At 57.5% G+C, this 11,935-nt stretch carries 10 protein-coding genes; all 10 read left to right on the top strand.

The features are described from left to right. Positions 1 to 2: 2 nt before the first annotated feature. Positions 3 to 629 carry a hypothetical protein gene (locus tag E0E37_RS04200; protein ID WP_130861736.1) on the top strand — a complete coding sequence of 209 codons (627 nt, stop codon included), beginning with the start codon at positions 3 to 5 and terminating at the stop codon, positions 627 to 629. Between the two features lie 9 nt (positions 630 to 638). Further along, the gene (locus E0E37_RS04205; protein WP_130861737.1) at positions 639 to 3,041 is read left to right on the top strand and encodes a BTAD domain-containing putative transcriptional regulator; all 2,403 of its coding nucleotides are present in this window, start codon (positions 639 to 641) and stop codon (positions 3,039 to 3,041) included. Between the two features lie 9 nt (positions 3,042 to 3,050). Beyond that, positions 3,051 to 5,180: an ATP-binding protein gene (locus tag E0E37_RS18840; protein ID WP_130861738.1), complete on the top strand. Its 2,130-nt coding sequence runs from the start codon at positions 3,051 to 3,053 to the stop codon at positions 5,178 to 5,180. Between the two features lie 30 nt (positions 5,181 to 5,210). After that, positions 5,211 to 6,041, top strand: coding sequence for a hypothetical protein (locus E0E37_RS04215; RefSeq protein WP_130861739.1), 831 nt, complete (start codon positions 5,211 to 5,213; stop codon positions 6,039 to 6,041). A gap of 108 nt (positions 6,042 to 6,149) precedes the next feature. Beyond that, positions 6,150 to 7,952, top strand: a complete 1,803-nt coding sequence (locus E0E37_RS04220) for a phage tail sheath family protein (RefSeq protein ID WP_330548537.1) — start codon at positions 6,150 to 6,152, stop codon at positions 7,950 to 7,952. 25 nt (positions 7,953 to 7,977) lie between these two features. Further along, positions 7,978 to 8,400, top strand: a complete 423-nt coding sequence (locus tag E0E37_RS04225; protein WP_130861740.1) for a phage tail protein — start codon at positions 7,978 to 7,980, stop codon at positions 8,398 to 8,400. Positions 8,401 to 8,537: 137 nt separating this feature from the next. Continuing rightward, positions 8,538 to 8,912: a phage tail assembly protein gene (locus E0E37_RS04230; protein WP_130861741.1), complete on the top strand. Its 375-nt coding sequence runs from the start codon at positions 8,538 to 8,540 to the stop codon at positions 8,910 to 8,912. Further along, positions 8,861 to 9,088 (top strand): DUF6760 family protein, encoded by a 228-nt coding sequence (locus tag E0E37_RS19220; RefSeq protein ID WP_165445215.1) that lies wholly within the window; start codon positions 8,861 to 8,863, stop codon positions 9,086 to 9,088. Before E0E37_RS04230 ends, E0E37_RS19220 begins: the two co-directional genes overlap by 52 nt. A gap of 300 nt (positions 9,089 to 9,388) precedes the next feature. Further along, positions 9,389 to 9,973, top strand: a complete 585-nt coding sequence (locus tag E0E37_RS04235; protein WP_130861742.1) for a phage tail protein — start codon at positions 9,389 to 9,391, stop codon at positions 9,971 to 9,973. An 11-nt stretch (positions 9,974 to 9,984) separates the two neighbouring features. Continuing rightward, on the top strand, positions 9,985 to 11,880 hold the full coding sequence (locus E0E37_RS04240; RefSeq protein WP_130861743.1) for a hypothetical protein: 1,896 nt from the start codon (positions 9,985 to 9,987) through the stop codon (positions 11,878 to 11,880). Positions 11,881 to 11,935: the final 55 nt, after the last annotated feature.

Consider the following 11,935-nt stretch of genomic DNA (forward strand, 5'->3'; position numbering starts at 1 on the left):
ATATGGGAGGTTTTCTGGATTTCTTGACGAGCGATGGAATGAATTTGGCCAGCGGCCTGCTGGGTTCGGGCGCGGGGCTCTCCAACTCCATTGTGTCTCTGACGGGGCTCTCAGACGAGGAAAAGGGAAAGTCTACGGCCATAACCGGCGGATTGGGCCTGCTCTCCGGACTGCAGGGCATGTTTTCCGGATATAAGGACAATAAAGACGGTAAGCAGTTTGACGGGATCATGGGCATGATCAACGGGGGACTGGGCGCCGGCAGCGGGGCCATGGACGTAGTATCCGGCAGTCTGGCCGCTGCGGGACACAGCAAAACTGCGGGCGGCTTCGCCGCCGCCGGCGGCATACTGGGCGCGCTGGGCGGCGCCGGGGGCATGATACAGGGGATCGGAGATATCGTGCGGGGCGCGAAAAAGGACCCGACTACCAATAAAAGGGACGGAAAGCAGATCACAAAAGGGATCCTGGGGACTCTGGCCGGGGCGGCGGGATTGGGCGGCGGCATCGCCGGCACGGTCAGCGGCATCGCTCAGGCGCAGGGCGGCGAAAATAAGGCCGCGGACAAAGCATCCGGATGGCTGGGGATCCTGGGGAATCTGGCCGGCGGCGCCGGCGCCTTTTTCTGATCGATCGCTATGAGCGGAGTGATCATTGAATACATAGCCCCGGATCAGGGATTTTCGGCGGTCAGTCCGCCCCGGCCGCCCAGGTTTTTCGTGGAGCGAAGCGCTCTGCTGTCTGACATGCTGAAGGACCGGCGTCCGTTTTTTATCATCCGGGGAGGGGCGGGCTACGGAAAGACGGAGCTGGCCAGACAATTCTGCGCCCGGAGCGGGAAGCCGGCGGCGTGGTACTCCGCTGCTGCGGAAGAACCTCCGGCCTGGAGCGCCGGGCCGCAGCAGGGGACCGTGTCCGGAGGAGCTCAGACCGCCGATGCTGCCGCATCGGCGGATGCCAGGGATGCTGCCGCTGCCAGAGATACCGGTGATGCCGCCAATGCCCCCAACGCCCCCAATGCCTTTGCCGCCGGAGATATGGCCGCCCTCGGGGAGCCGTCTGCAGGTGGATCGGCCCCGGGCTGCGGGACAGGCGGAGAACCCATCATTATCATAGACGATTATAAGAGCGGGGATCAGGCGGACCGGCGGCTGGGCAGACTTCTCGGTCAGGTGTCCAGGCGGGACGGAGGCCAGTTGATCCTGATCACACGAGAAGATGTGCCGGAGCGCTTCGCGCCTTTTGCGGCCAGGGGAGAATGCCGGATCGTGGACGAGACGGATCTGGCTTTCTCGGAGGAAGAGCAGCGTCTCCTTCTGGAAGGGATCCTCGGGGCTGGGGGAGAAGCGTCTGCGGAACTGTCTCAAAATCAGGGGCTGCTGGCGGAGCGTTTTCGCAAATGCGCGAAGATGTTGGAAGGCTGGCCTGCAGGACTGATGCTGACGCTTTATTATCTGCAGAAAAGCGGAGCCGCCGCCCCGGTGGAGGACTGGCTTTTTTTCGCTCAGGCAGCCCTCATCGAAGGCTTGCTGAACCGCCAGGTGTTTATGGTACAGCAGCCGTCCGTACAGGAGTTTATGCTGAAGACGGCAGCCTCGTTCAGGGTGGAGGAGGACTTCTGCGTCAAGGCGCTGGGCATCGGGGACGCCAGATCTTTTATCAGAGAACTGGTGCGGAAAAATATACTGATCCACGTGCATACGGAGGGAACAGGGGTCTTTCGCTACCACAGATTTTTTCGCATGTTTCTGTGCGGAAAGCTGAGTTCCGGGGAGCACAGGGAGGGCGCACGGCGGGCTGCGGAGTATTATCTGGAGGAAAAACGCTGGGGGCAGGCCGCTGCGGAAGCGGCTGACGCCGGTTATACTGAGCTGATCGTGAAGCTCGCGGCGCTTCACGGGGAATCCCTTTTGAGCGGAACGGACGACAGCGCGCTGCGTATCTGCGTGGAGTATCTGGAAGAGCACGGCGTTCTGGCCGGGGGCGGCCCGAAGGAAGCGGAGCCGGCGGATCCCGGCCTTTTGGGGACGGCGGCGCAGTATTACTATAAGACTGGAGAGTACGGACGGGCAGAGACGTATCTGAATCAGGCGGACAGCAGCTTTGGAAAAGAAAACAGATACGGGACGTACCGCAGTCTGTACCGGGGACTGCTGCGGTACGGGGAAGACCCGGACAAATACGGCAAACAGGTCCGCAGCGCGCTCTTCGTTTTACGCGAGACCAGACAGCCCCTGCCCTATCTCAGAGAAGCCGAACGGCAGCTTCTGGAAAAGCTCAGCGGAGACGGCGGGAGAGCGGCCGGCTGCAGAAAGAAGCTTCAGGTGACCGTCTTCGGGGAGTTTCAGGTTAAAGCGGGGGGAAGCCGCATGCTTTCCTGGCGGACGCGCAAGAGCCGGGAGCTATTCGCGCTGCTGGTGGATCTGGACGGCGGCGCAGTGGGAAGAAAACAGCTCCTGCAGAAGCTCTGGCACGACGAGCTTCCCGATAATGCGGTGACCATGCTGCACAATATGTTTTATAATATAAGAAAAGAGCTGTCTCCCTATCAGATGGCGGATGTGATCAGCTACAAAGATAAAATGTACAGGATCGACATGTCGCAGATCGAGACCGATCTGACGGAGATCAGACAGCTCTGCGCCGTGGTGGAGCGAAAGGATGCAGCGGAGCTGGAGAAAAACGCGGAGCGGTTTTGCACCTATTGGGGCAGGTATCTGGAAGATCTGGACTGTCAGTGGGGCGCGGAAGCCGGCGAGTATTACGACGTCCGCTTTTTCAGCGGCTGCCTGATGCTGGCGGAGCTCTGCATGAAGCGGGACGACTGGCAGCAAGCAGCGGCGTATCTGAGAAACGCCCTTCTGGTGAATCCCTATTCGGAGGAATCCGTGTGCCTTTTGATCCGCTGCTATGCCGCCATGAAAAACCGCAGATTGGTAAAGGAAGAATTCGAACGGTTCCGGGAACTGCTGAAGCGGGATCTGAACACGCAGCCCGGAAAAGAGGCGGAGCAGGCTTACAGGGAAGCTCTGGCCGGATAAGGAAAGAATGTGCGGATCAATACCACAGAAGAATATTTTGAATATGTCAGGCGGCTGGGAGCCATAAAACTCAGACTGGCTCTGAAACAGGCCGACGGTGATGTTAAAGCGGCTGCGGCGGATCTGTTTTCGGAGGGAGAGGCTGATGGCGGAGGGGAGCGGGAGGCGGCCGCGGCAGCGGAAGGAGATCTCAGGGCCCGCTCCGCCGGCCTTCTGGAGGAGAGCGGCTTTTTTGCCCCCGAGTACCTCTTTCAGCTCTTTGGCCTCAGCGATTTTGAACGGCACTGCGTGCTGATGGCGCTGTGCTATGAGATCGACGCCGTCTTTGCGGCGGGGTTTGCGTTACTGAGAGAGGAGGGACAGTCGGAGGGGCTGACGCCCCACATCGCCTGCCTGACCTGGCCTGGAGATCTGGATGGCGTGGATGTATTTCGGACCTTTCACCGCACTTCCGTACTCATGAGCGTGTTTTTCCGACGGCCGGCACTAAATGGCTGTTCGGAGATCGGAAAACAGCTGAGGCTGGCGGAACGGGTCCTGGATTTCCTCTTCGGGCGCCTGGGCGAGGATGAGAAGCTGAAAGCGTTTGCCCCACGGTATGAGCCGGAGCAGGGAGAAGAACAGGGGACACTGAGTCAGGGGCAGCCCGACGCGACGGCCTTCCTGACCGATGGAGAGCCCGCTGTGGCGGAGCTGACGGGAGAGCCGGGAACAGGGAAAAAGTACTGCGTTCAATATTACTGCCGGCAGGCGGGACGTATGGCGTATTTTATTCCTGTAGACCGGCGCCTGATGGAGGCGGAGGCCAGGGAGGATATCTTCTGTGAGATCCTCAGAGAATGCCGGCTGTTTCAGGCGGTGCCGGCGCTGATCTTACAGGAAGAAGGAGATGGGGACGACCTGGGAGCGGCGGAAGGAGAAATGCCTGGGGGACCGGGCGCACGGCTGCCGCAGGCCGCTCTTCGGCTGGCGGAGCTGCTGCTTGAGGCTTCGGACGTGGTCTTTCTTCTGGACCGCAGGCCGGTGCCTGAGCAGCGGTGGCGCGGGGCGGCACGGTGGCTGCATTTTGATGTGAAGGATATGAGCCTTGTGGAAAAACGGGCTGTCTGGAAGCAGGAGGCGGAGGGCTACCCGCTGACGGCCGGGCTTCAGGCTGAGGAGATGGCCAATCTGTTTCCACTGACGCGGGGAGGTATTCGGGCCGCGCTGAAAAATGCGGACTGGCTGGCCAGAAGGCAGGGCAGAAACGAGATCGGGCGGGAAGATCTCCGGAAGGGCTGTTACCAGTTGTTCCATATGGATCTGCAAAATAAAGCGGTGAAAATACCCGCGGTCTATGTCTGGGAAGATCTGATCCTGCCGCCCTGGCAAAAAGAGCTTTTGACCGCGGCCTGCGATCAGGTCCGATACAGACATCTGGTCTACGAGAGCTGGGGGTTTTCTGAAAAGATGGCCTACGGCCGGGGAGTCAGTATGATCTTTGCCGGTCCGCCAGGGACGGGAAAGACCATGGCGGCTCAGGTCTTCGCCGGAGAGCTGGGCATCGACCTCTACAAGGTCGAACTGAGCGCTGTGGTCAGCAAGTTTGTGGGCGAGACGGAAAAGAATCTGAACCGGATCTTTGAACAGGCGAGAAAGAGCAGAGTCATCCTGTTCTTTGATGAAGCCGACGTGCTGTTTGGCAAGCGGACGGAGGTGAAAGACTCCAACGACAAATACAGCAACATGGAGGCGGCGTTTCTTCTGCAGAAGATGGAGGAGTACGAGGGAGTGACGATCCTGGCGACCAACCTGCTGCAGAATTTCGACGAAGCCTTTAAGCGCCGCGTGAAATTCGTGATCGATTTTCCCTTTCCCGGTCCGGAGGAGCGGCTCCTGCTGTGGCGGAAGGCCATGCCCGGGGAGCTGAAGAGGGAAGAACTGGACGTCGCCTATCTGGCTCAGAACTTTGAACTGTCTGGAAGCAACATAAAAAATGCCGCGCTGCACGCCGCTTTTCTGGCCGCCGCGGAGGGAACGGCCGTCAATATGGCTCACGTGCTTCGGGGCGTGCGCAACGAGTACGCGAAAGGCGGAAAGGTGCTGACGAAAAAAGATCTGGGCGAGTATTACGTGCTGCTGCCGGAGCTGGGGTCCTGAACGGACGGGACCGTCGAAAGGAACGTGACGATGTACGAACGCAGAAAAAAGGCGGACGGATTTCGGAGATCGGAAGGGCTGTTTCGTGTAAAAGAGACGAAAAAAGACCAGAAGAAAGAAGGGATCACCGGCTTCGAATACAGCGGCGGCCACAGGGAAGACCGGCGGACCAGAGAGATCCTGCGTCTTGAAAACTCTTACGGCAATATTGCCTTCGGAAGCGGTCCGGAAAAGGAAATGACCATCCTGGTCAGTGAAAAAAGACGGTTTGACCAGCCTAATATCACCGGCAGGGAGAAAAAACTCAGAGAAAGCCGGCAGATCCGGCGTCCAGTGGGCAGGGGAAAGGTGTATGCGAACAGCGGGGACCGTTCGAAGGGCGCTGTGGCGTTCCGCTACGACCGGGGTCTGAGCCCGGCGATGATGTTGGGAAAGATGCAGGATTACGCCGCGCGCTTTGACCAGGAAACGCTGCGCCAGACCGTTCCTTTCCTGTCTGCTGGACCTGAAAAGGAGAAGCGTAAAAATCTGGGAGAAAAAGCCCGGGCGCTGCGGGAAAAGGACCGCCGCACAGAAGCAGACGGCCTGGAGCTGGAAAGAACACGGCTGGACAGGGAAATACAGGAGAAAGAGCAGGCGGAGCGGAAGCTGCGCCAAAAACTTGTCTCAGCCGTGGAGCGCATGAAAAAGGAAGCGTTCCCCTCGCCGGCGGAGCTGATGCGCAGGCAGCCGGCGGTGGCGCCGGAGGCAAAGGAACAGCGGGAGACCGGAGAACAGGATGAAACGCCCCAGGAGGCGGAGGCCGCGCCCGGGGAGACGGGGGAAGAGATCTCCGACGCCCCAGAGCGGAGGGAAAAATAATTTTGCAATAAAAAGTGAAATGGTTATAAAAATGTTTAGAACAGGAGTTTATGATGGACCGTAACAGGTTGTGACGAATCAGACACTCCTGTCTGAGAAGGATAAAAATTGAAAGCGAAGGAAGGAGGTATCCGGTTTTATCCGGTAACAGGACGAAATCGGGACAATATGGCGGAATACTTATCACCAGGCGTATACGTGGAAGAATTTGATTCAGGCGCCAAGCCGATGGAGGGAGTCGGGACGAGTACGGCAGGCTTTATCGGGTTGGCGGAGAAAGGTCCTGTGTTAGGAGTACCTCAGCTGATCACTAATTTTGCAGATTTTAAGAGGACCTACGGCGGATATCTGTCCGAGAACGAATTTGGAGAATACCGTTTTCTGGCCTACGCTGTTGAACATTTCTTTATCAACGGCGGATCCAGATGCTTTGTTTCCCGGGTCGCCCCGGAAAACGCCAAGCAGGCCATGGGCAGCGCTCCGGAAAACGGGGAAGAGGCCGTGCGTTTCATCGCCAAGAATCCGGGGATCTGGGGAGACAGGATCACAGTCTCCGCTTCCCCGTCCAGCAAAGCCAGAACGCAGGTCCTTGAAGTTCTGGAAGCGGGCGGAGAAAAGAAATACCGGGTGAAGAACGGCGCCGGATTCCAGCCGGGAGACGTGGTGTCCTTTACGGTAAAAAACGAGGACGGCGCAGTGTACAACCGTGTGGTTTCCAATCAGGACAATGTGATCACATTCAGCAGGCCCTTTGAAGAGGATGTGGTGGATCGGGATCTGCTTCCCTCTAAAGTGCTGGCTACCTGCGAGATCAACCTTGAGGTCAAATATGAAGATCTGGCGGAGACCTATGAAAATGTGTCCTTCAATGTGGAAGCGCCTAATTACATAGACAAGAAGCTGGCAAAATCGGATATTGTCATAGCGAATTTCGTGGGCGCGGCGGATGAGGACGCGGTATCGCCTTTCGATGTGTTTACCGCTTCCGGAAGCTGCGGAGCGGCTGTTTCTCTCAGCGGCGGCAGCAACGGCTCTGTGGACAGCATTTCAGCCTCCGATTTTATCGGCGTTGACAACGGAGCAGGAAGACGAACGGGTATCCAGTCCTTCCTGGACAACGACGTGGTATCGATCATGGCTATTCCCGGAGTGACAGACCCCAACGTGCAGCTGACGCTGGTGGCGCACTGCGAGAATCTGGGCAGCCGGTTTGCGATCCTGGATATTCCCAGAGACTCGAAAAAGGTCCAGGATGTGATCGCGCACCGGGATATTTTCGACAGCACTTATGCTGCGCTGTACCATCCCTGGCTGGAGGTCTTCGATCCTCTGGACAAGAAAAACGCGGCCATTCCGCCCTCGGGCTCTGTGGCCGGGATCTACGCCAGAAGTGACAATACGAGGGGCGTCCACAAAGCGCCGGCCAATGAGGTGGTCAGAGCCTGCGTTGGATTGGACTGCCAGTTCAACAAAGGCGAGCAGGATATTTTGAATCCCAAGGGCGTCAATCTGATCCGCGTATTCCCGGGACAGGGGATCCGCGTGTGGGGAGCGCGCACGGCTTCAAGCGACGGCAGCTGGAAATACATCAACGTGCGCCGGCTGTTCATCTTTATCGAGGAGTCCATCAAGGCCAACACCAACTGGGCTGTGTTTGAACCCAACGACGAAGTGCTCTGGGTACGCGTGCAGAGGACGATCAGCGTCTTCCTGACCAACCTCTGGAGACAGGGCTCGCTGGCCGGAACCAGTACGGACGAGGCGTTCTTCGTGAACATCGGCAGAAATACCATGAGTCAGGACGATATCGACAACGGCAGACTGATCTGCGTCATCGGTGTGGCTCCTGTGAAGCCGGCGGAATTTGTAATCTTCAGAATCACGCAGAAAACAAATGAAGCGGCGGAGTAATTGCTAAAGAAGGGAGACAATTCAGATGGCTTACCCACATGGAAAATTTAGATATAAAGTAGAAATTGACGGATTGGACGCCGGGGGATTTTCCGAAGTCAGCGGCTTTGACGTATCCATCGACGTGATGGAGTATCGCGAGGGCGACATGGTCCAGACGCCGATGAAGGTGCCGGGACTGAAAAAATACGGCAACATTACGCTGAAGCAGGGTCTGGCGGACAGCATGGTGCTGTACGACTGGATCATCGCAGGCGTGGACGGCGCCGTTGACAGAAAGACCATCACCATCACACTGCTGGACGAAGAAGAAGCGCCGGCGGCGTCCTGGCAGGTGATCAACGCGTGGCCCACCAAGTACACAGCTCCTGATTTCAACGCTACGGCTTCTGAAGTGGCGATCGAAACGCTGGAGATCGCCCACGAGGGCATGGTGCGCGTTTCCTGATGAAACGCAGGCCGGTTAAAGGCAGAGAAAGGTAAGTATGCGAGAGTGTCCCAAGGCTGGAAAGTAAAAAGGCTTTGGGGCACCCTCTTTCTTGCTTTTCACAGAAAATAGATCAAAAAATATCAGGAGGAAACAACATGACGGATTTTGAGACCGAATTCAGTTTTACGCTTCCCAGAGGCTTTCTCGACAAGGCCGGCAATCTGCATCGGGAAGGAGTCATGCGCCTGGCCAATGCCGGGGACGAAATATTGCCCCTGCGGGATCCACGGGTGCAGCAGAACCCGGGTTACCTGACGATCATTCTGCTGGCCAGAGTCATCACCAAGCTCGGCACATTGCCCACCGTGGACACCAATGTGATCGAACGCCTTTACACCATGGACCTGGCTTATCTGCAGGACCTGTACGAGAGGGTCAATACCATGGAAATGCCCATGTACAAGACGATCTGCCCTCACTGCGGAGAAGAGATCGAGGTACCCGTAAATTTTATGGACGCCGGTCTGTAAGCACGTATCCGGCGGAAAAGATCTATGAAGAGATCGCGTTCATCGCGTATTATACCCACTGGTCCCACGACGAGATCATGAGTCTGAGCCACGGCGACAGACTGCGCTGGTGCAGAGAGATATCCAAGATCAACAGCAAGCTCAATCAGGAGCCGGAGAATGTTTTTCAGATATAGCGGCGGCGCAGGCTCTCCGCCGCGGGCGGCCGGACTGCCGCGGGGCAGAATGGGTGAAATTCAAGGACACATATAGAACGTCCAGAAGCAGGTATCTTTATAAGGTGAATGACAGCAACCAATCGTGCGAAATATCGACCAAGTGTGCAAGCCCCGTTTTCAAGGGGCTTACTTTAATATACCATGAATTTATATTCCATCATTCGGATAAAAGCGACATGAATCGCTTTTTATCGTGTCAAAAATAAGTTTTTTATGGGAGATCTATGGGAGATTAAGTAAGAAGACGAGGTTGTCCGTATGCCGATTATAAATGGAAAAAAGCGATACATAGTCGAAAACACGGAAAAGCCGCCGGTGGAGAAAAAGCGTTACGAGCCGCCGGCCGCGCCTGCGCCTGCGCCGGTCAAACGGTATGTCAGAGGTCAGGGACCCAGCGTGACCAAGGTCCTGAACCGGGAGGCCACGCGGGAATTCATCGGTTCTTTTGAGTTTGATGTGAGGATCAATCTGATCCAGGTCAATTTCAGCAAGATCACAGGGATCGAGAATAAGATAGAGACCGAGACCTTCGTGGAAGGGGGAAACAATGATTTTCCCATCGTCAGGCAGAAAGCCAGGCAGAAGCCGGACATCATCATCTTTGAAAAAGGGATGACAAGCACGATGGGAGGCACGATCTTTTCCATTCTGCGACAGGGAATGAAGCTTACCAACATCTTGATATTCGTCAAGAGAAACGGAAAGCTCATGAAGATATTCAGCATTGACGAGGGGCTGATCCTCTCAAAGAAGTTCGGCGATCTGGATTCAAACAGCAGCGCTATTCTGATCGAATCACTGGAGCTGGCGCATACAGGCTTCAGTGAAATTCCGATTCCATAAAGGAGGCGGCGATGAGTCACAGAGCGACAGAATTGATAGAACCCACTGTGTCGGGAAAAGCGCTGCCGGAAAACGCCCTCTCTGCGGTCCGGTTTGCACAGAAGATCATGGACAGATACACCGGTCGGGGAAACAGTCCATGGCGATATGAAACTCTGATTTTTTTGATGAGAGCCTCCGAAGAGCGGAGTGATAACCGGGAGAAAGCGGACGTCTTTCTGCTCGCCTGGAATATCCTTCGCGTTTTTTCAGAACAGAGACTGCTGAAAAGCGGCGGCGTTAACGGATGGGCCGTTTCTGACGCCAACGTGAAGCAAATGCTGGAAAAAAATCTGGACAGGCTGGAAAGGCTGGATAAAGAAGTCCACGGAGAGCTGCTTCGCATTTATGAGGACAGTAACGGCTGGAGCCGGCAGGAAATAAAGACGGAACTCCGGAGGATCGGAGAAGTTTTTGAAAAAGAACTGAGCCGGATGGGGGCTGTTCCCGGGAAACGAGCCGGACTGCCGGCAGGCCCGCCCATCACCCGCGGTGTTGACCGGATGCCGGATCCGAAGCGTGCGGGGGAAGTCCGGGGCGGTTTGATCACCCCCGCGCTGGGCGCTCCCTTTGACCGCCTGCTGGATCAGACTGCCGTGCGCCGGTCCGTCTCCGGCGGCAGAAGGCTGTTTCTGCGGGAGACCGCGCGGCAGCAGAGCGATTATTATCTGCAGATCGTAAAGGACCGCGTATCCGCTCAGATAGAAGCGCAGATCCGCGGCCGGATGAACACTGAAACAGGGATCGGGACCGGGGTCCAGCCGGTGCGGAAGGAGAACGCGCCGGGGGCGCAGGAAAAAGCCGAAGCGCCGCTGCCGGAGCCCGCCGCAGCCATATGGCGAAAGCCCGGAGCGCCCGGGGCAGATCTGAGGGCAGGGCTGCCCGGGGAAAAGAACGGGACCGGCATGCTGGTCTGGGAGTATATAAATACCCTTTCGCCCCAACGTCTTATCCATTTGGCGTCGTCCGGAGGAGAAGGGGAGATCCGCGTTGCGGCTGAGATGCTGGCGGGGATCCAGGATCGGTATCAGGCGCTCATCGCCTATCAGCGGCCGGCGGAAGAAGAAAAAGCGGGCAGCGCTGCGCTGGAAGCGCTGCGGAAGACGGCGAAGGAACTGTCCGAAGGGTTCTGGGATGCACCGCTGGAAGGCGGGGCACGTACAGACTATCTGAGAGAAAGGCTGCTCAGAACCGCGGCGGGACCGGCGGTCGACGCCGCCGCAGGTGAGATCTCCCGTCGATTTCTGTGGGATGCAGAAACAGAAGGCGGCGTTCCGTCCCAGGAGACTCTTCGTTCGCTGCTCGCCCGAACGGTGGGAGAGGAGATCTGGGAAAAAAGGAGACCGGCCGGAGAAGAACGAAGAGAAAACGGCAGACAGAACAGCAGAGAGAACAGCGGCGCCCCACGGATATTCCGGACCGCCGGTCTCCCTCGGGAAGGACAGGCAGAACAGGAAGGCGGGAAAAAAGAGCAGCTCCGATCCCCGCAGATCAGCGCCGCGCAGTTTGACCAGATACGGCGAATGGTTTCTGAGACAATATTTAAGACGTTATGCGGGGGCGCTTCGGATCTTCAGGTCAGCAGAGCGCAGGAGAAGAAAAGTGATCCACTGACCGTCCAGTCCGGCAGACGGGCGCAGGAAACGGAGAGAGCAGGGAAAACGGCGAAGCCGGAGGGAACTGCAGGATCGCTTCATTCCGCATCCATGGGCCTGTTACAACAGTGGGCAAGCATGGAACCGGCGCGGCACGGCGGTCTGGGAGTTCTGGGGAGCATGGCGCCCGACATGGCGCCCGGCGGCCGTGGAGCCGCAGCCGTCTACGGCCATGCCGGCCGGGGCAGAGCACGATGGTACGGCGGGCAGTGACAGCGCGGCAGAGCGTGGAGCTGGCGCGGCTGCTGCGATGGAACGCATTCTTTCA

Source organism: Bacilliculturomica massiliensis, from assembly GCF_900605495.1.
GTDB classification, from domain to species: Bacteria; Bacillota; Clostridia; order Peptostreptococcales; family Anaerovoracaceae; genus Bacilliculturomica; species Bacilliculturomica massiliensis.

Excerpts from the sequence above, each read along its gene's own strand:
- E0E37_RS04200 (WP_130861736.1), top strand. The coding sequence starts at position 3 with ATGGGAGGTTTTCTGGATTTCTTGACGAGCGATGGAATGAATTTGGCC.
- E0E37_RS04205 (WP_130861737.1), top strand. The coding sequence starts at position 639 with ATGAGCGGAGTGATCATTGAATACATAGCCCCGGATCAGGGATTTTCG.
- E0E37_RS04215 (WP_130861739.1), top strand. The coding sequence starts at position 5,211 with ATGTACGAACGCAGAAAAAAGGCGGACGGATTTCGGAGATCGGAAGGG.
- E0E37_RS04225 (WP_130861740.1), top strand. The coding sequence starts at position 7,978 with ATGGCTTACCCACATGGAAAATTTAGATATAAAGTAGAAATTGACGGA.
- E0E37_RS04230 (WP_130861741.1), top strand. The coding sequence starts at position 8,538 with ATGACGGATTTTGAGACCGAATTCAGTTTTACGCTTCCCAGAGGCTTT.
- E0E37_RS04235 (WP_130861742.1), top strand. The coding sequence starts at position 9,389 with ATGCCGATTATAAATGGAAAAAAGCGATACATAGTCGAAAACACGGAA.
- E0E37_RS04240 (WP_130861743.1), top strand. The coding sequence starts at position 9,985 with ATGAGTCACAGAGCGACAGAATTGATAGAACCCACTGTGTCGGGAAAA.